Origin of the sequence: Burkholderia aenigmatica (genome assembly GCF_048627025.1) — a bacterium.
Classification (GTDB): Bacteria; Pseudomonadota; Gammaproteobacteria; order Burkholderiales; family Burkholderiaceae; genus Burkholderia; species Burkholderia aenigmatica.
This window is the reverse complement of sequence record NZ_CP184469.1, coordinates 653,048-672,036: the sequence shown is the minus strand read 5'-3', so window position 1 is coordinate 672,036 and position 18,989 is coordinate 653,048. Positions and strand designations below refer to the sequence as shown.

Here is an 18,989-nt window from a genome sequence, read left to right as displayed (position 1 = left end):
CATCGCGGCGGCGCGCGCGGCCGAATCGGCCCGTCGGGCCGGCCACAGGCGGGCCGGCCCGACGGTCATCGGATCACGCGGAGAAAACCGGGGACGGACTGCGTCAGGACGGCAGCCGGCGCGCCGCCAGATACGCAAGCTGCGCGCGGTTCTGCACGTTGAAGAGTTTCTCGAGCGAGCGGATATGGTGGCCGACCTTGTGCAGCGACGTGCGCAGCGCACTCGCGATCTCCTGGTCGGACAGCCCGTGCACGAGGCGGTCGAGCACCTGCTGCTGTTCGTCGCCGAGTGCGAAGCCGCGCATGCGTGCGATGCGTGCCTCGAGGAACGGCAGCGCGACACGATGCACCGCGAGGCTGACCGACAGCGCGCCGCCGATCACGCGATCGTCGATCCATTCGGTGCCGTGCGTCTCCGACGTCACGTTCACCGCGACGCGCAGGTCGAGGCGCGGCGCCGACAGGCCGAACAGCACGCCGCTGTTCATCGCATGCGCGCGCAGATGGCCGGCGAGCGCCAGCATCTTGCGGTCGCCGCTGCCCTGCGCGGCCGCCTCGATCTCGTCGAGCTGCCACGCGACCGGAAAGCCGCTCTGCCGCACCTGCGCGAACCGCGGGTCGCTCTCGTAGAGCATGCCTTCGATAAACGGCTGCATGAACGTCGCGGGCGCGAGGTCGCGAAGCAGATGCGCGCACAGGATGCGCCGCCCGATCATTTCGAAAGCGCCGTAACCGAGCGTACTGAAACCGATTTGCCGCAATCGCGCATGGCATTGCGCAAAATCGACCGGGGCAAGGTCGCTTTTACCGGATTCAATTTGAATGCCGGTAAAAACGTCATGCCCGATTGCCTGATATTCATTCGAATAAGCCGCAGCCGTTGCGATATCGGCCTGCGAAAACCACTCGACGCGTGGTGCGCCGTCAGCATATGCCATGAGGAGCCCGCCCTTTCCCAATATGTGAACCTGCGCCCCGTCACGATCTGGTCTTTTCTTTATGGATTTTCTGGTCTTCGTTATAGGCGTGCGAATAGGAATCTTTCGCCGCCATTAGTATTACGGCATATTACGCGTACACCGGCATTTTTGTACAATGCCCCCGCGTTTCGTCAGGGATGACGATCGGCGCATATCACACCGATGCTCGATCGCACCGCCGCGAATGCCGTACACGATACGGCCGCCGCCAGGCGATGCGCGTCGATTCCGAGGGATGGCTCATGTCCGATATTGCATTGCATGAAGAAGCGGTCGCCCCAACTTTTCCCGGTCCGTCGCACGGGTTGAACGCGTGCCCGGACGCGCTGCGCGAGCGCCCGGTGCAGGTCGTCTGGTGCGACGACGTGAAACGCGGCGAGCTCACGCAGCCGCACGCGCCGAAGCTCGGCGTCGCCGATACGCTCGCGCACGCGCAGAGCACCGCCGAGCGCAGCCGGATCGTCGCGAGCCTGCTGCATCTGACGGGCTTCTCGACGTTCGCGTACTTCGCGCTCGAATTCGCGCACGAGCGGGTCGAAAGTCTCTACCTGCACGAAGCATTCACGCCGGCCACCTATCGCGGCGACTACGTACGGCACAACCATCACGACATCGATCCGCGCACGCTCGGCGCGCGCGTGTGCAACATGCCGATCGTGTGGGACCTGCAGCAGTTGCGCCGCGAACACCGCGAGCGCGACGCCGGCCCGCGCGTGACGCCGGCCGCGCTCGACGGCTTCCTTCAGACGATGCAGGACGACGGGATGTGCAGCGGCGTCATGTATTCGATGGCCGTGCCCGGCACGCGGCTGCACGCGTTCATGAGCTTCACCGCGCCGCGCCGCACACGCGAATGGATCACGCCCGCGACGATCGAGCAGGCGCTGTCGATCGGGCTGTCGGTCCACAAGTTCGCGTCGCCGCAACTGATCTCGACGTCGCGCGAGCGCGCGGTGAACGAGCTCACGCCGTTCGAGCAGGAACTGCTGCTCGGCATCGCCGAAGGCGCCTCCGACAAGGAGATCGGCCGGCGCCTCGACACCAGCGCGCACAACGTCGACTATCACCTGCGCAAGCTGCGCAAACGCTTCGGCGTCGCGAACCGGATCCAGCTCACGTACCTGACGTCGAAACTCGAACTGATCTGACGGCCGCACCGTACCGCGTGCGCGGCGCGTCGCGTCGCAAGCGGACGCGTAAACGCACATGCCGGCCACGGAGGCCGGCATGTGCGGGTTGCGGCGCGGTGCCGGGTCCGGCGCCGCTTCCTGGAAGACGACCTGCGTTACTTCACCAGCATCATCTGCACCACCTTGACGATCACGAGACCGACCGCGATCACGAGATAGCCGCGCAGCACGGCCATCCACACGCGCGTCGTCAGCGTCATCTTCTGCGGCTCGAGCGTGTCGAGCGGCGGCATGCGCCACGTATCGCGTTGCGTACGGTCGACGCCGGGTTCGACGACGCGCTTGTTGCGGCGAATCAGCACCGTCGCGAGATAGCCGACGATCGCGAACACGCTGCCGCCCACCAGCACGTCGAGGATCGCTTCACCGCTGATGTCCGGATACATCACCGAAGCGGTCAGGATGATCGACAGCATCACGAGCACCCAGATCACCGCGCCCGTGAACACGTTGAGCTTCGTCGAGTTGATCCACGGGCCAAGCACCTGCTTGTCGTTGCACAGCAGCAGCAGGAACACGGTCGCGCTCGGCAGCAGCACGCCCGCGAGCGTCTGCACGGCTTCCGTCAGCAGGCCCAGCGGGCTGCCCGGGATCAGCACCAGCGCTGCAGCGGCCGCGACGATGCCGAAGTAGACGAGATAGAAGCCCTTCGCGTCCGACACGTTACGATGCAGCGAGTGACGGATCTTGAACACGTCGCCGATCGCATAGGCGGTCGACAGCGACACGGCCGCCGCGCCGATGATGCACGCGTCGAGCAAGGCGACCGCGAACAGCGTCGCGCTCGTGCGGCCCGAATACTTCTCGAGGCCCGCGATGATGCCACCGGCGTCGGTGAAGTTGCCGAACTCCGGATGACCCGCGAACAGCTGGGCCGAGAACGCGATCATCGCGACTGCGCCGACCAGCACGAAGGCGATGCCGATCCACAGGTCCGCCTTTTCATACTTCATGAAGCGCGGCGTGATGCGCTTGTCGATCACGTAGCTCTGCTGGAAGAACAACTGCCATGGCGCGACCGTCGTGCCGACGATACCGATCACGAGCAGCATCACGTCGGACAGCTTCGCATGGGCGGGCCAGTTCGGCACGAAGAAGTCGCGCGAGATCTGCGCCACCGGCGGATGGATCGACACGAGCACCGGCACGAGCAGCAGGCTCAGCAGGCACAGCCCGATCGCGAACCGCTCGAAGCGCCTGAAATCCCCGGTACTCACCGCGGCCATGGTCAGCGCCGCGGCCACGCACACGCCGGCCACCTTCGGCAGCCCGAAGAAATCCAGCACGAACGTGATGCCGATGAACTCGGTGACGATGGTGAGCGCATTGAGCAGGAACAGGTCGATCACGCTGAACGCGCCCCAGAACTTGCCGAAGCGCTCGAAGATCAGGCGTGCATGGCCGACGCCCGTCACCGCGCCGAGGCGCAGCACCATTTCCTGGTTCACGTACAGCACGGGCACGAGCAGCAGCAGCGTCCACAGCAGCGTCGTGCCGTAGTTCTGCCCCGCCTGCGTGTAGGTACCGAAGGCGCCGGCGTCGTTGTCGCCGACCATCACGATGAGGCCCGGGCCGATGATGGCGAGCAGCGTGCGCAGGCGCGCCCACCACGTGCTGCGTGCACCGGTGTCGTGGCGCGAGATCGTGCCGAGCGCGCCGCGGATGTCGCCCAGGTGGGCTTCGTCGAGCACGGCACTGCGTTCGGCGGCGATTGGTGGAGAAACGTTGGATGGCGTGGACATGATTTATTCCGTACGGCTAAGGGTTATCTGATAAGCGTGTGACCTTGGAATGCGCGCGGGGCGGCCGCTCGATGGCGGCCGCACGTGCGCATGCCGAGGCACGCGCAGTGCTTCTTGCTTCAGTGGATCAACGATTTCAGCTGGTTCAACAGGCGGGAGAACACCCGCGGACGGGCGTCGAGCATCAGCATCGCGTCGTAGTGGTTGCGCGATTCCGTGACGTGCGGGAGATTCGACAGCAGAAGGCCGAAGTTCATGATCTGGCTCCGTGCGGCGACGGCAGGCGTGCCGGCCGCGTGGTGGGCGCGGGGCCAGTCCGGGGCCTGAACGACGTGTCAGGCTAGTGCGCCGGATTGTCCCTGCGACCCGGGTTCAAAAGGGTCGGTGTGTGCAACGGGCATAAGGGACAACTGTCACTGTCGTTCATGGCGGCTCCTGTGCGGTGTTCGGGAGAACACGGTTGACCGCCGTCAGGCCTGCGGGCCGGGATTCGCGAGCACGGGAAAAGCGTGCGCGAACGCGGCCGCCTGCCAGGCGGCGGTGAAACCGGACGGCGCATGCGAAAACGCATCACGCTAACCGGCGCGAATCAGGGTGCACGTAGGGGGTTACTGCGGAATACTGCTGCGCGCACCGTTTGCCTGGGAGACAAACGGCGGCTTCGATGAGGCGCGGACGTCGGTCGCTCAGGCGGAAATTTCGTTCGAAGATCGACTACTGCAGGCGTCCAAGGCGGCGGCCCCAAAAGTGAAGATGGCGGATTCTATGGACGGCCCGAAAGTGAAGTCAACCCCTCGAAACCCCATTTCTCGAAATAAATTTCTCGCGCCACATCACTGAAAGAATTGCCCTTGAAAACACGCGGCACAACCTTTCAGGACGCATCGCGCAGTCGGTGGCCAATGCGTATGAACAACGGGGCGGCGCCTCCCGCCGTGCTCGTCTGCTGCTCATCCGTTGTCCATTCGTTGCCCGTCCGTTGCCCGTCCCGCGCCGGAACGCGCTGCCGAGGCGCCCGCGCAACGTGCGCCACTTTTATGCGTTTTTTACTTGCGCTGCAGCAAACGACACGCATACAATCCGCCGCAATTCATCAAGGGAGTCCCTCCGTGGACACATGCTCTAGTTGCAGTTCGATGCCGGTCCAGGCCGGCCAAGCCATCGCGAGATAGCAGCCAGACGCATGTCTTTCGCCGCTAGCTCGCATTCGTCGGGTTAGCGCGCTTCCTTCCGGGCCGGCCATCGCCGGTTCGTCCGTCGCACGCTCCATTACGTTCCACCCTCCGATCGCAGGTCGCATCGTGCGCCCGCGCTCGATCACGTCGTCCGGCCCGCGCCGGACCGGACGGAGGCAGCGTCATGTTTCTTCAATCGTTCGCGGTCAGACTCAAGCGCATCGTGCATGTCGCATGCGACCGCTCGTTCGTTTCCGGCCTCTCGCCGCTCGCCCACGCGTTCAGCAACTGGCGCGGCACGGCGCTCGCCCATGTGCCGGCGACGCCCCGCCCGCTCGACTGCCTGCTGGTCGCCGCAATGGCGGCCGCCGTCGCGCTCGTTGCGATGCTGTGCTCGGCCGCGCCGCGCCTCGGCTTTGCACAGGTGTGGCGCATCGGCGGCTGGCTGCCGTAAGCCCTGCTGCGCGGCGGGACGACGTGCCCCGTACCGCCGCGCGACCGCCTCGCCACGCTTCTCGCACTACGTTTTCGTTTCTTCAGCTTAACTAATCAAACCGTCAACGGAACCCACATGAAGAACTATCTCGAACCCGTCCCGCGCAAGCTCCGCCTCAATGCGCTCGCCACGCTGCTGCTGTCGCTCGCCGCGGCGCCCGCGTTCGCGCAATCGACGCCGCCCGCCGCGGCCGAACCCGCGGCCGGCGCCAGCGACGCCGCCGCTCCCGCACAACAGGCCGCCGATGCTGCCGCGCCCGCTCCCACCGGTTTCTGGGAACGCTCGAACCTGCTCGGCAACATGGGCGGCCTGCGCGACGTGCTCGGCGATCACGGCGTCACGCTGAGCCTGCAGGAAACCAGCGAGTACCTGTACAACACGTCGGGCGGCACGAATCGCGGCGGCGCGTACCAGGGGCTCACGCAATTCGGGTTCAACGTCGACACGGGCAAGGCGGTCGGACTGCCGGGCGGCACGTTCAACGTATCGGCACTGCAGATTCACGGCACCAACCTCACGCAGCGCTATCTGCAGACGCTGCAGACCGCGACCGGCATCGAGGCGAATTCGACCACGCGCCTGTGGGAACTCTGGTACCAGCAGTCGCTGCTCGACGGCAAGGTCGACGTGAAGGTCGGCCAGCAGAGCGTCGACCAGGAATTCATGGTGAGCCAGAACGCGGCGACGTTCATGAACGCCACGTTCGGCTGGCCCGTGCTGCCGTCGACCGACCTGCCGGCCGGCGGCCCCGCATATCCGCTGTCGTCGCTCGGCGTGCGGCTGCGCGTGAAGCCGGCCGATGCGTGGACCGCGATGGTCGGCGTGTTCGACGGCAACCCGGCCGGCCGCACCGACGGCGACGCGCAAGTGCTGAACGCGCACGGCACCAACTTCAACCTGCGCAGCGGCGCATTCGTGATCGGCGAAGTGCAGTACGCGCTGAACGCGCCGCCCGCCGATCCGAAGGCGCCGCAACCCGCCGGCCTGCCGGGCACGTACAAGCTTGGCTTCTGGTATCAGTCGCAGCATGCGAGCGACCCGCGCTACGGCACCGACGGCCTGTCGCTCGCGAATCCGGACAGCAACGGCATTGCCGCCACCCATCGCGGCAACTACTCGTTCTATGCGGTCGCGGACCAGATGGTATGGAGGCCGTCGGCCGACAGCCCGCGCTCGGTCAACGTGTTCGCGCGCGTGATGGGCGCGCCGGGCGATCGCAATACCGTCGATTTCGCTGCTAACGCAGGCGTGACGCTGAAGGCGCCGTTCAAGGGACGCGACAACGACGTCGCGGGCATCGCGGTCGGCTACGCGAAGATCGGCTCGCATGCGCGCGGCCTCGACGGCGACACCGGCGTCTACACGACGCCCGGCTACCCGGTGCGCCGCGCGGAGACGGTCGTCGAAGCGACCTACCAGTACCAGGTCACGCCGTGGTGGCAGATGCAGGCCGACCTGCAGCACTTCTTCCGTCCGGGCGGCGGCATCCCGAATCCGAACGCGCCCGGTGCGCGCATCGGCGACGAAACGGTGGTCGGCGTGCGCACGACGATCACGTTCTGACGCAACCCGGATGCAAACACGGGCCGGACGGCCGCTTGCGCGACAGTCCGGCCCGTGCGTTCTCTTGCGGCGCAAGCGCGCGGCCCGCGCCGCGCGTCACTCGCCGTACAGCCCCAGCAGTTTCAGCGTGACGCCGTTGGTCCAGCCGAAACCGTCCTGCAGCGGATACTCGCCGCCCCCGCCGCCGCCCGTGCCGGCCCCTTCGACCACGTACTTCTCGACGAGCTTGCCCTCGGTCGCATACACGTGCTTCACGTCGGACAGGAAGCGCGTGCCGATATCCTTCGCAAGCGCCGGTTCGCCATAGCGCCGCAGCCCGTCGATCGCGATCCACTGCAACGGCGCCCAGCCGTTCGGCGCATCCCACTGCTGCCCGGTGTTCTCGGTGGTCGTCGCGAGGCCGCCCGGCTGCAGCAGCGTCTTGCGCACCTCGCGCGCGGTCGCCTTCGCACGCTCGGGCCACGCGACGCCCGCGAACAACGGATACAGCGCAGCGGCCGTCACGGCGTCGCGCGGCTTGCGCAGTTGCCAGTCGTAGTCGCCGTAGTAGCCGCGGCGGTTCCACAGATAACGGTTGATCGCGGCCGCACGCCGCGCCGCGCGCGCTGAAAAATCGGTCACGCATGCCACGTCGCGCGTGACCGTGCAGCCCTTCACGATCGTCGTCTCGAGATGGAACATCAGGCTGTTCAGGTCGACCGGCACGATCGACGTCGTGCGGATCGTCGCAAGCGTCTTGCCGTCGCCGAACCAGCGCGAGCTGTAGTCCCAGCCGCTTTCGGCGCCCGCGCGCAGGTCGCGGTAGACCTCGCTCGCCGGACGCGCCGGCACCGACTTCGCGGTCGTCACGTCCTCGAGATACGACTCGTCGCGCGGCGTATCGCTCGCATCCCAGTAGCGGTTCAGCACCGCGCCGTCGGGCATCGCGACCACGTGGCGCGCGGCCTGCCCGCGCGGTGTCGTGGCTTCGCCCTGCATCCAGTACGCATGCTCCTTGCGCAGTTCCGGCAGGTATTTCTGATAGACCTTGTCGCCTTCGGCCTGCGCGGCGAGCGTGACCATGTACGCGAAGAACGGCGGCTGCGAGCGGCTCGCATAGTACGTGCGGTTGCCGTTCGGGATGTGCCCGATCGTGTCGATCAGATGGGCGAAGTTGTCGAGCATGTCGTCGACGAGATCCTCGCGGCCCGACACCTGCAGCCCGAGCATCGTGAAATAGGTATCCCAGTAGTAGCCTTCGCGGAAGCGGCCGCCCGGCACGACATACGGCTTCGGCAACGGGATCAGCGAACCGTAGGGCGGCACCGTCGCGCTCGTGCGCGTGAGCTGCGGCCACAGCCAGTCGATGTGCTGGCGCAGCGTCTGGTTCGGCGGCGGCGTCACGCCGCTTTCCGGGGGCGGCGTGAAATGCTGGCCGACGAACGCCTTCAGCGAGAAGCCCGGCTGCGATTTCTGTTGCTGATACAACTGTACGATCGTCGCGGGATCGCTGTCGGGCGTCGCGTCGACGAAGGTCTTCTGGTCGGGATAGATCTGCGCAGTCTGCACCGCGACGAACAGGTCGCCGTAGAGCTGGCTCGGCGGCGTCAGCAGCGTGCCCGACGCGGGGCCGGCAACCGCGGCCGTAGTTGGCGGTGCCGACCGGGCAGCCGCCTGCACGGCGGCCTGGTTCGCGTTGTCGGCCTGCGCGGCGCAGCCGGCCACCGCGAGATACGCGACGGCCAGTGCGGCGGCCCAGCGAAGACGCGGTGCGGGCGGCGCGAGAGGCGGTGAAAGACGGAGCGAGAAGCGCGTTGGGAAGCGGCTAGCGAAGCGAGATGCAATCGATGCGGCACGACGTGACGTCATGACGTGTCCCCTCCTTTCGATGGTGAGTGGGTCGGCACGAGGTCTCGTTCGCGCGCGCGCTCGTTTCGATGGCCCTCGATCGATGCGCGTCGTTTTGTGCTGCGAGTGGGTCCGACTGTCGCACGAAACGCGCACATCAAGCAAGTTTCGATTCGCGCGACTCGCGCAGATAACCGCGTACGGCCCGCCACGCCCGCGCATCGAGCGCATCCGCATCGGCCTCGCCGCGCGCCCCCGCCGCATCGACGATCCCCTTCACGATCGCGAGCAGATCGTGCGCGACGACGTCGGGCGCAGCGACGCGCGGCGCATCGCGCTGCGCGAGCGCATGCAGCAGCGTCGCGTGGATGCGATCCGCGACGCGTGCGGTGCGCGCACCGAGCGGCAGCCGCGCCTCCTCGAAATCGATCAGCCGCGCGAGCACGGGACGGCGCATCTGGTGCGCGACGGCCGCGCGTACCAGTGCGCGCAGTACGTCGTCGCATGACGACAGCGCACCAGCCCGGTCGACGTCGTCGAGCAAATGCGCACTCTCGCGCTCGACGAGCGCGGCCGTCAGCGCATCGCGGTTCGGGAAGTATTGATAGAGCGAGCCGATGCTGACGCCGGCCAGTGCCGCGACCGCGTTCGTCGTGTACCCGTCGAAGCCGTCGCGCTCCAGAATGCGAGCAGCCGCCTCGACGATCGCGTCGACGGTGGCCACCGAGCGGCGCTGTCGCGGCGCCTTGCGTGGTGACAGCGGGATGCGTGGAGACGATTCGGACATGGCTGGAACGCGAGTTTCCAATATGAGCAAACGCTCATATTCTAGAAACGCCCTTCCACGCCGTCAAAAGGAATCAGCGTGCCCAGCCCACTGCGCCCCCGTCCACCCAGTGCGTCCTCGTGAAGACGCGCCCCGAATGGCCCGGCCGCCCCGTGCCGGAACGCTGACGACTGCGGCGCGAACCCATCGCGCCGATCCGCAAGACTCACGGCGTAAGCACGTCGCCGCGCTTCGACGACACCGGGTTCTCCTCGGCGCGCGTGACCGACGTGTGGATCAGGGACGCACAGAATCGCCAGGCATGCGAACACGTGATCGAGGCGCTTCGCGAGATGCCGCCCCTGGATCGCGACGGCGACATCGTCGGGATCCTGTCGGGTGTCGAGTACGTGAATGCGTCCAACGACGGCAAGGTCGCACCGTCCGCCGTCCCGACCCGTGCAGCATGCAGACACGATGCAAGCGCCGCGTTTGCGCAGTCGTTCTTTCCATACCGCCCGCAAAAAAGACGACTGTTGCAACATGCGGAACAACTGTTGTCGTACGTGACTCAACGGTCACATTGTGGGCATAATGACGCCTTTACCGCGCGCCCAGCCCATGTCGCCCGTCTTTCTAGCACCGCTCATCGTTGCCTGTGCGTTGTTCATGGAAAGCGTCGACGCGAACATCATCGTCACCGCCCTGCCCGCGATGGCGAGGGACTTCGGGCACAGCCCCGTCACGTTGAACATTGCGATCACGGCCTACGTGGTCGGGCTCGGCGTGTTCATCCCGATCTGCGGCTGGCTGGCCGACCGCTTCAGCGCACGCTCCGTATTCCGCACCGCGATCGGCATCTTCGTCGTCGGCTCGCTGATGTGCGCGGCATCCAGTTCCCTCGGCGTGCTCACGTTCGCACGCTTCATCCAGGGCGTCGGCGGCGCGATGATGGTGCCCGTCGGCCGCATCATCATCTTCCGCGCGGTGCCGCGCTCGGATCTCGTGCGCGCGATGAACTACCTCGCGATTCCCGCGCTGTTCGGGCCCACGGTCGGGCCGCTGGTTGGCGGCTTCATCACGACCTACCTGCACTGGCGGATGATCTTCTTCATCAACGTGCCGATCGGCATCTACGGGATCTACCTCGCGAGCAAGCACATCGCGAATACGCGCGAACCGGATCCCGGCCCGCTCGACTGGTTCGGCTTCCTGCTGTCGGCCAGCGGCGCCGCGCTGCTGCTGATGGGCCTCACGCTGATCGACGGTTCGCTCACGTCGCGCTCGAACGCGCTCGTCATGTGCGTGGCCGGCGCCGTCCTGCTCGCGCTCTACGTGCCATACGCGCGCCGCAAGGAGCGGCCGGTGCTCGACCTCAGCTTCCTGAAGATTCCCACGTATCACGCGAGCGTCGTCGGCGGGTCGCTGTTCCGCATCGGCCTCGGCGCGGTGCCGTTCCTGCTGCCGCTCGCGCTGCAGGAAGGGCTCGGCATGAGCGCGTTCCATTCGGGGCTCATCACGTGCGCGTCCGCGTTCGGCGGCGCGATGAGCCGCTCGACGGCCACCCATACGCTGCGCCGCTTCGGCTTCCGCACGGTGCTGATCTACAACGCGGCCTTCGCGGGGCTCGCGATCGCCGCGTACGGCGTGTTCCATCCCGGCATGGCGACCTGGGCAATCTGGCTGATCGTGCTCGTCGGCGGCATCTTCCCCGCGTTGCAGTTCACGAGCCTGAACTCGATGATCTACGCGGACATCTCGCCGCGCGATGCGGGCCGCGCGACGAGCCTCGGCAGCGTCGTGCAGCAGATGTCGCTCGGCCTGGGCGTGACGGTGGCCGGCCTCGTGCTGCACATCTCGCACTGGCTGCAAGGTCATCAGAAGATGGTGTGGTCGGATTTCTGGCCCGCGTTTCTCGTGGTCGGGCTGTGCTCGTTCGCGTCGATTCCGATCACGCGGCGGTTGCCGCCCGGCGCCGGCGACGAAGTCGCGCGCGGCAAGCGGCAATAGCGATCAGGCAGACGAGCGGGAAATAACGAAAGGGGCAGAACGAAAAACCGCCCACGAAGCAAACCGGAAAAACAAAAAAATCAGCGGACATCCACACGGGGCCGGTGCACAGCCGCATGGATGTCCGCTCAGGGCTCCGGGTCTCCCGATGGGGGTTGAGAATCCCGGATTCGCTTCCTGCGTGCCATGGACATATGTGCGTCGGAAGCAAAATCGTTGCGCGTCTTTATCGTCGCGCCATGAACTGCACTATAGGGAAACTTGCGAAACGCATCTGTCAACCATTGTCAGACACGATGCATCGGCACGTCGCACGCGCGCGCCGCTTTCGCGCTAAAGTGGTTCCCGACCATCACTCCCGGCCGCCCTTCCGATGCTTACGCTCTCGCCCGCCGCCGCCCGCGCGCTGCATCTCGCCGCGCAGGGCCTGCTGACCCCGCCCCGCCGCAAGGCGACCAAGTCCGACGTGCTCGACACGATCCGCCGGATGGCGCAGTTGCAGATCGACACCATCCACGTCGTCGCGCGCAGCCCGTACCTCGTGCTGTTCAGCCGTCTCGGCGATTTCTCGCCGCAGTGGCTCGACGAGCATCTCGCCGAGGCGCGCCTGTTCGAATACTGGTCGCACGAAGCGTGCTTCCTGCCGGTCGAGCAGTTCGGCCTGATGCGCTACAAGATGCTCGATCCGTCAGGGATGGGCTGGAAGTACGCAGCCGAGTGGCATGAGCAGAATCGTCCGGACATCGAACGGCTGCTCGCGCGGATTCGCGACGGGGGCCCCGTCCGCTCGGCCGATTTCGCCCGCGAGGATGGCGTGAAAGGCAACGGCTGGTGGGATCGCAAGCCCGAGAAGCAGCACCTGGAAGTGCTGTTCACGACGGGCGACCTGATGGTGTCGGAACGCCGCAATTTCCAGCGCGTGTACGACGTGCGCGAGCGCGTGCTGCCCGACTGGGACGACACGCGCGACCTGCCGCCCCGCCACGCCGTGCTGCCCGCGCTGCTCGACTACACGTGCCGCGCGCTCGGCGTCGTGCGCGCGGACTGGGTGGCCGACTACTATCGGCTGCCGCGCCGTTCGTACCGCGCGGAGCTCGAGCAGCTCGCGGACGCGGGCGACCTGATCCCGGTGGCGATCGACGACTGGAAGGAGCCGGCCTACGTGCATCGCTCGCTCGAAGCGTTGCTGCCGGCCGCGCAGGCCGACGCGCTGCGCTCGACGGTCACGACGCTGCTGTCGCCGTTCGACCCGGTCGTCTGGGACCGGCGGCGTGCATCGACGCTATTCGGTTTCGATTACACGATCGAATGCTATACGCCCGGGCACAAGCGGCGTTACGGCTACTTCTGCCTGCCGGTGCTGCATCGCGGCCGGCTGGTCGGGCGCATCGACGCGAAGGCGCATCGCACGCTCGGCACGTTCGAACTGAAGGTCGTGCATGTCGAGCCGGGCGTGCGGTTCGGCACGGGGCTCGCAGCGGATGTCGCGAAAGCGGTGAAGAAGCTCGCGGCGTGGCACGGCACGCCGGAAGTCACGGTCGGGCAGGCCCCGCCGGAGCTGGTGAAGGCGCTGGCCGGCGCGTAGACGGTCACGCAGCCGGCTGGCACGGCGGCGCCGCGCGCCGCCGGCCGTCAATCAGTCGCGCAGCTTGCGGAAACGCGGCGTGCCGTCTTCGAGGTTCCCGTTGAACATCGCTTCCGGCCGCACCCACAGCCCGCGCGCATGCGGCCACAGATGTTCGTACACGACCACCGATTCCTCGGTTTCGGAATGGCGGGCGACGCCGATGTAGCGATACAGCCCGCCCTTGTAATGGCGATGTGTCGCGAGCTGTTCGGCTTCCTGTTCGGTCATGATGGGCTTCTCTTCGGCAAAAACGGAAAGCGCGTATTGTATGCGCTGCGCCGCGCGTCAGCGTTTCGCGTAGATGTCCGGGCGGCGGATCTCCATCACCCGCTCGGGATTCGCGGACGGCCCGAAGCCGACCGGCCGGTACAACTCGTGCGCGTCGGACGTCACGAGCATGATGCGGCGCAGGCCCTGCACCATCTCCTGCGCGAACACGTGATCGATCAGCGCGCGGCCGTAGCCGTTGCCGCGCTCGGCCGGCAGCACGAACACGTCGCACAGGTACGCGAACGTCGCGTGATCGGTGACGAGCCGCGCGAACCCGACGAGCCGGTCGCCCACGTAGGCGCCGAAGCACAGCGAGCCTTCGATCGCTCGCTCGACCACGTCGCGCGGAATGCCCTGCGACCAGTACGCGTCGCGATGCAGGAAGTCGAAGATCGCGTCGACGTCGAGTTCGCGCTTGTCGGTGGAAAATCTCAGCGTGGCAGGGGTGGCAGGGGTGGCAGCGGGCACGTCGGTCTCCGGTTGGTGTGGTGGCAGGCGAAACGCTGACGATACCGCGCGGCGCGAGGGGCGACAAGCGGCGGCGGTCATCCGGACGAGACGAAGAAGCGGCTCGACGCTCTCACGTCGCCGCAGCCGCAACCGCAACCGACCGTGCAAGCACTGGACCTCGATTCGGTGACAATGTCGCCTGCCCAATCAACCCGCCACGCCGCTTCATGCCCTACCGTCTCATCGCATTCGACTTCGACGGCACGCTCGCCGATTCGCTCGACAGCTTTCTCGCGGCGCTGTCGGAAGCGTCGCGCCTGCACGGCTTTCGCGACGCCACACCCGAGCTGCGCCCGGCACTGCGCGGCATGTCGGCCCGCGACATCATTCGTGCACTCGAGGTGCCGATGTGGAAAGTGCCGCGCGTGACGATCGACATGCGTCGCCTGATGCAGCCGCGCGTCGCACAAGTGGCGCTGTTCCCCGGTGTCGACGAAACGTTCGACGCGCTCGCCGCGCGCGGCATCCGCATCGCGATCGCCACGTCGAATACCGAGGCGATCGTGCGCGACCGGCTCGGCCCGCACGCCAGCAGCCGTGTCGAGCATTTCGCGTGCGGCATTCCGCTGTTCGGCAAGGCACGTCGCCTGCGCGCACTCGTTCACGAGGCCGGCGTGCGCAACGATGAAGTGCTGTATGTCGGCGATGAAATCCGCGACGCCGACGCGGCACGACGCGCGCGCATTGCATTCCAGGGCGTCGCGTGGGGCTACACCGCGCCGGACGCGTTGCAGGCGCATTGCGCGACACCGTTGCTGCCGCGTCTCGACGCATTGCTCGATCGCGTGTGACGCATTTGCGCGCTGCGCGCATCCGCTTCGGCCCATCGTGCGATGCGCTCGGCATCGCACGACACCGCAACAAGACGATGAAAAGCAGATGACACGCACGTGCCTTTCGCCCGTCGCCTGCACGCAAAAATTGCCGCCATCGCACACCCGACAGGTACGCAATACCTGTCGGCGCGCTTGCTCATCGATTCGTCTTACCAACCGTTACACAAACCACAGCGCGGTTGCACCTGCTACCGGATCGCTCTCCTAGAATCGGTCGGGTCGGGAAACACGTCGACCGGCGCCGCGGCAGAGCGGCGGTCGAATCCGGCCCGGGCGCGCCCGGTCTCTCGCACAGCGACGGATCACGTGATCCGTTTTTCAACCAGAGCCCCGATCGAAAGGAGGTCCCATGAACCGCTTTCCCCAAGTCTCGCGCCTTGCTTTGTCTGCCGCTGGCCTGCTTCTCGTCGCCGTGACGGCGACCGCGCAAACCGCACAACCGGCACCGGCCGCACCGAACGCACCGGCCGCCGCCGCGACGCGCATCCACGAAGCCGACCAGGCCTTCATCACGGACGGCACGAAGACCGTGTCGACGCAGCACGACGCGGCGCGCATCGCCGATTCGCGCACGTCGGACAGCCAGGTCAAGGCGTTCGCGCAACGCGTGTCGACCGACGATGAAAAGATCATCCAGGCGATGCGCGCAGCCAGCCCGCGCGGCGTCGACGTGCCGGCCAACGACCCCGACACGTCGGTGCTGAACAGCATCAAGAGCCTGCGCGGCGCCGAGTTCGACAAGGCGTACATCGAGCAGGTCGCGCTCGCCGGCCAGCAGAAGGCCATCTCGGCATTCCAGGCCGAAATCGCGTCGGGCCGCGACACGAAGCTGAAGGAAGTCGCCCGCCAGTCGCTGCCGATCCTGCAGAAGCACTACGCCGACGCGCAGAAGCTCGCGGAACGCCACCACCTCGCCTCGGCGCAGTAACGCGCCGCAGCGCCGCGCATCCTGTGCGGCGCGCTGCTTCCCCTGTCGTCGCGTCGCCGCTCCCCTTCCGGCGGCGCGACGCACATCCGACGTCACGCTTCACGCGTTACGTCGCGAGCTTCGCCAACAGCCGCGCACGCACTTCCGGCCATTCGTCGTCGATGATGCTGAAGCGCACCGAATTGCGCTTGCGGCCATCCGGCATGATCCGTTCGTGCCGCACGATGCCTTCCTGCTTCGCACCGAGCCGCAGGATCGCCGCGCGCGATTTCTCGTTCAGCTCGTCGGTCGTGAACTGCACGCGCACACACTGCAGCACGTCGAACGCATAGCCCAGCAACAACCATTTCGCTTCGGTATTCGCACGCGTGCGCTGCGCCGATTCGCTCAGCCACGTATGGCCGATCTCGAGCTTGCGGTTCTTGCGATCGATCTTCCAGAAGCGCGTGCTGCCGATCACGCGGCCCGATGCGCGATCGACGATCGCAAACGGCATCACGGTGCCGGTGGCGCGGCCCTGCAATGCGGTCGCGATATACGCGTCGATCGTCTCCGGGCCCGGCACGACCGTGACCTTCAGGTTCCACAACTGGCCGTCGGCAGCCGCGTCCAGCAGCGCCTGCCGGTCGGATGAATCGAGCGGCCTCAGTTCGACGCGTTCGCCGGTGAGGATCGGTGGTTCGAGGGAAGCGGAAGCGTCGGTCATGAAGGGTTCCGGAAAGAGGCGACGATGGCGGCGAAACGCCCATCATACGGCCGCGTCAGCCGAGCAGCGTTGCCAACCGGCGGCGGATCGCCTTCGCCTCGCCGCGCAGCGCATCGGCAAACGCATCGACGAGCAGGCTCTTGGGACGGTGCTCGGGCATGATCACGCTGACCCGGTACGGAAACGACCGCGTGAGCGGCCGCACGTGCAGGTCGCGCCCGACGAAATCGAGCGCGGTCAACGGATTGACGATCGCGGCACCGAGCCCCTGCCGCACGAACGCGCACACCGACACCGCCGACGGTGTTTCGACCACCGAGCGCGGCGCGACGCCGAGCTGCGCGAACGCCTCGTCGATCAGGATGCGGTACGGATCGTTCAGCGACAGGCTCACGAACGGACGATCGGCGAGATCCAGCAGATCGATCGCATCCTGCGCGAGCAGCGGATGGCCGTCGGGCAACACACACACTTCGTCGACTTCGAGCAACGGCGTGAGCACGGTGCCGGCCGGCGCGACGTCGTGCTCGGTCAGCCCGAGGTCGTAACGCTGCGCGGTCAGCCACTCTTCGAGCACCGGCGATTCCTGCGTCGCCACCGATACGCTGACGCCCGCGTGGGCCTCGTGAAAACGCCGGCACGCGCCAGGCAGGATCGCGTGCGAGAACGCCGGCAGCGCGATCACCGACAACTGACCGTCGCGAAATTCGCGCAGCCGCGCGGCCGTCGCCGCGACGCGTTCAAGCCCCACATACGCAAGCCGCACGTCGTCGAACAGTGTGAGCGCGGCCATCGTCGGCCGCAGCCGGCCGTGCGCGCGCTCGAACAGCGCGAAGCCGACGACCTGCTCCATGCGCGCGAGCTCGCGGCTGATCGTCGGTTGCGACGTATAGAGCATCTCGGCCGCGCGCGTCGTGCTGCCGGTAACCATCAGCGCGCGGAAGACCTCGATATGGCGGTGCGTGAGCATGATCGTCTATATCAGATATGAATCGAATATCGATAAACAGGCATTTTACTGTATAGACAATTAGGCGCATCATTCATGCTATCCGTTCATTCGACCCGATTCATCTGCCATGTCTCTCGATTCCCGCCAGCTCGCGACGCTCGCGCAGCAATACGGCACCCCGCTGTGGGTGTACGACGCCGACGTCATCCGCGACCGCATCGCCCAACTGCGTCAGTTCGACGTGATCCGCTATGCGCAGAAGGCGAACTCGAACGTCCATATCCTGAAGCTGATGCGCGAAGAAGGCGCGTGCGTCGACGCCGTATCGCTCGGCGAGATCGAGCGCAGCCTCGCGGCCGGGTTCAGCCCTTCTGGCGAACCGGAAGGCGTCGTGTTCACGGCCGACCTGATCGACCGCCCGACACTCGCGGCCGTGCTGAAGCACGGCGTGACCGTGAACGCCGGTTCGCTCGACATGCTCGCCCGCATTGGCGAGCACGCGCCCGGCCATCGCGTGTGGCTGCGCGTCAACCCCGGTTTCGGCCACGGCCACAGCAACAAGACCAATACCGGCGGCCCGCAGAGCAAGCACGGCATCTGGATCGACGACGTACCGCGCGCGATCGAGATCGTGCGCCAGTACGGGCTGAAGCTCGTCGGCATCCACATGCATATCGGGTCGGGCGTCGACTACGGCCACCTGTCGCAGGTGTGCGATGCGATGGTCGATCTCGTCACGTCGCTCGGTCATGACATCGACGCGATCTCGGCCGGCGGCGGCCTGTCGATCCCGTATCGCGACGGCGAGCCGCGCGTCGATGTCGGCCACTACTTCAGCCAGTGGGATGCCGCGCGCAAGCGGATCGAACGGCATCTCGGCCACCCGGTGCGCATCGAGATCGAACCGGGCCGCTTCCTCGTCGCCGAAGCCGGCACGCTCGTCACCGAAGTGCAGGCCGTCAACCGCCGGCCGAAGCACGACTTCGTGCTGATCGACGCGGGCTTCAACGACCTGATGCGCCCGTCGATGTACGGCAGCTACCACGCGGTGTCGGTGCACACGCACGATGGCGCGCTGCCGGCCGGCCGGCCGCTCGTCGATCTCGCGATCGCGGGGCCGCTGTGCGAATCGGGCGACGTGTTCACGCAGGACGCGGGCGGTGTGGTCACGCACCGCAAGCTGGCGCAGCCGCAGATCGGCGACCTGCTGTTCCTGCACGACGCGGGCGCATACGGTGCGTCGATGTCCTCGAACTACAACAGCCGGCCGCTCGCGCCGGAAGTGCTCGTCGATCGCGGCACGCCGCGGCTGATCCGCCGCCGGCAGACGATCGACGAATTGCTCGCGCTCGAAACGTTCGAGTAACGCGCATCCCGCGTCACGAAGGCCAACGGCCAGGCTTGCCACTCAC

17 protein-coding genes and 1 pseudogene are annotated in these 18,989 nt (G+C 66.7%); 9 read left to right on the top strand and 9 right to left on the bottom strand.

What is annotated here, in order from left to right; all coding sequences use genetic code 11:
* Positions 1 to 103 precede the first annotated feature (103 nt).
* Positions 104 to 937, bottom strand: coding sequence for a helix-turn-helix transcriptional regulator (locus tag ACN8ZM_RS20095; RefSeq protein WP_043179961.1), 834 nt, complete (start codon positions 935 to 937; stop codon positions 104 to 106).
* Positions 938 to 1,221: 284 nt separating this feature from the next.
* On the opposite strand from ACN8ZM_RS20095, the gene ACN8ZM_RS20090 reads away from it, so the two are divergent.
* Positions 1,222 to 2,127, top strand: a complete 906-nt coding sequence (locus ACN8ZM_RS20090) for a helix-turn-helix transcriptional regulator (protein WP_420212169.1) — start codon at positions 1,222 to 1,224, stop codon at positions 2,125 to 2,127.
* 137 nt (positions 2,128 to 2,264) lie between these two features.
* On the opposite strand, the gene ACN8ZM_RS20085 is transcribed toward ACN8ZM_RS20090, so the two are convergent.
* Positions 2,265 to 3,911 carry an NRAMP family divalent metal transporter gene (locus ACN8ZM_RS20085; protein WP_420212168.1) on the bottom strand — a complete coding sequence of 549 codons (1,647 nt, stop codon included), beginning with the start codon at positions 3,909 to 3,911 and terminating at the stop codon, positions 2,265 to 2,267.
* 119 nt (positions 3,912 to 4,030) lie between these two features.
* Positions 4,031 to 4,168, bottom strand: coding sequence for a hypothetical protein (locus ACN8ZM_RS20080; RefSeq protein WP_175022165.1), 138 nt, complete (start codon positions 4,166 to 4,168; stop codon positions 4,031 to 4,033).
* A 1,102-nt stretch (positions 4,169 to 5,270) separates the two neighbouring features.
* Here ACN8ZM_RS20080 and ACN8ZM_RS20075 point away from each other — a divergent pair.
* Positions 5,271 to 5,540 (top strand): hypothetical protein, encoded by a 270-nt coding sequence (locus ACN8ZM_RS20075; protein ID WP_043179966.1) that lies wholly within the window; start codon positions 5,271 to 5,273, stop codon positions 5,538 to 5,540.
* A gap of 117 nt (positions 5,541 to 5,657) precedes the next feature.
* Positions 5,658 to 7,145 (top strand): carbohydrate porin, encoded by a 1,488-nt coding sequence (locus ACN8ZM_RS20070; RefSeq protein ID WP_420212167.1) that lies wholly within the window; start codon positions 5,658 to 5,660, stop codon positions 7,143 to 7,145.
* 96 nt (positions 7,146 to 7,241) lie between these two features.
* Here the strand turns inward: ACN8ZM_RS20070 and treA are convergent, their stop codons facing one another.
* Positions 7,242 to 8,993 carry an alpha,alpha-trehalase TreA gene (gene treA / locus ACN8ZM_RS20065; protein ID WP_420212166.1) on the bottom strand — a complete coding sequence of 584 codons (1,752 nt, stop codon included), beginning with the start codon at positions 8,991 to 8,993 and terminating at the stop codon, positions 7,242 to 7,244.
* Positions 8,994 to 9,129: 136 nt separating this feature from the next.
* Positions 9,130 to 9,759 carry a TetR/AcrR family transcriptional regulator gene (locus ACN8ZM_RS20060; protein ID WP_089452276.1) on the bottom strand — a complete coding sequence of 210 codons (630 nt, stop codon included), beginning with the start codon at positions 9,757 to 9,759 and terminating at the stop codon, positions 9,130 to 9,132.
* 170 nt (positions 9,760 to 9,929) lie between these two features.
* On the opposite strand from ACN8ZM_RS20060, the pseudogene ACN8ZM_RS20055 reads away from it, so the two are divergent.
* The 3 genes and pseudogenes from ACN8ZM_RS20055 to ACN8ZM_RS20045 all read left to right on the top strand — a co-directional run.
* Positions 9,930 to 10,118 (top strand): annotated as a pseudogene (locus ACN8ZM_RS20055) (darcynin family protein); the annotation flags it as partial.
* A 241-nt stretch (positions 10,119 to 10,359) separates the two neighbouring features.
* Positions 10,360 to 11,748 carry an MFS transporter gene (locus ACN8ZM_RS20050; RefSeq protein WP_051889747.1) on the top strand — a complete coding sequence of 463 codons (1,389 nt, stop codon included), beginning with the start codon at positions 10,360 to 10,362 and terminating at the stop codon, positions 11,746 to 11,748.
* A gap of 373 nt (positions 11,749 to 12,121) precedes the next feature.
* Positions 12,122 to 13,333, top strand: a complete 1,212-nt coding sequence (locus ACN8ZM_RS20045; protein ID WP_420212165.1) for a winged helix-turn-helix domain-containing protein — start codon at positions 12,122 to 12,124, stop codon at positions 13,331 to 13,333.
* Positions 13,334 to 13,384: 51 nt separating this feature from the next.
* Here the strand turns inward: ACN8ZM_RS20045 and ACN8ZM_RS20040 are convergent, their stop codons facing one another.
* A complete protein-coding gene (locus ACN8ZM_RS20040; RefSeq protein WP_006480837.1) occupies positions 13,385 to 13,603 on the bottom strand; it encodes a DUF1653 domain-containing protein in 219 nt (72 codons plus the stop codon).
* 57 nt (positions 13,604 to 13,660) lie between these two features.
* Positions 13,661 to 14,194 carry a GNAT family N-acetyltransferase gene (locus ACN8ZM_RS20035; protein WP_420212164.1) on the bottom strand — a complete coding sequence of 178 codons (534 nt, stop codon included), beginning with the start codon at positions 14,192 to 14,194 and terminating at the stop codon, positions 13,661 to 13,663.
* A gap of 128 nt (positions 14,195 to 14,322) precedes the next feature.
* On the opposite strand from ACN8ZM_RS20035, the gene ACN8ZM_RS20030 reads away from it, so the two are divergent.
* Complete coding sequence (locus ACN8ZM_RS20030; protein WP_043179982.1) at positions 14,323 to 14,946, top strand: HAD hydrolase-like protein; 624 nt, start codon at positions 14,323 to 14,325, stop codon at positions 14,944 to 14,946.
* A 394-nt stretch (positions 14,947 to 15,340) separates the two neighbouring features.
* A complete protein-coding gene (locus ACN8ZM_RS20025; protein ID WP_043179983.1) occupies positions 15,341 to 15,919 on the top strand; it encodes a DUF4142 domain-containing protein in 579 nt (192 codons plus the stop codon).
* 106 nt (positions 15,920 to 16,025) lie between these two features.
* Here the strand turns inward: ACN8ZM_RS20025 and ACN8ZM_RS20020 are convergent, their stop codons facing one another.
* Together ACN8ZM_RS20020 and ACN8ZM_RS20015 are read right to left on the bottom strand one after the other, a co-directional pair.
* Positions 16,026 to 16,625 (bottom strand): GNAT family N-acetyltransferase, encoded by a 600-nt coding sequence (locus ACN8ZM_RS20020; protein ID WP_420212163.1) that lies wholly within the window; start codon positions 16,623 to 16,625, stop codon positions 16,026 to 16,028.
* A gap of 55 nt (positions 16,626 to 16,680) precedes the next feature.
* A complete protein-coding gene (locus ACN8ZM_RS20015) occupies positions 16,681 to 17,595 on the bottom strand; it encodes a LysR family transcriptional regulator (RefSeq protein WP_420212162.1) in 915 nt (304 codons plus the stop codon).
* Between the two features lie 109 nt (positions 17,596 to 17,704).
* Between ACN8ZM_RS20015 and lysA the strand changes: the two genes are divergently transcribed.
* On the top strand, positions 17,705 to 18,943 hold the full coding sequence (gene lysA, locus ACN8ZM_RS20010; protein ID WP_420212161.1) for a diaminopimelate decarboxylase: 1,239 nt from the start codon (positions 17,705 to 17,707) through the stop codon (positions 18,941 to 18,943).
* Positions 18,944 to 18,989 lie beyond the last annotated feature (46 nt).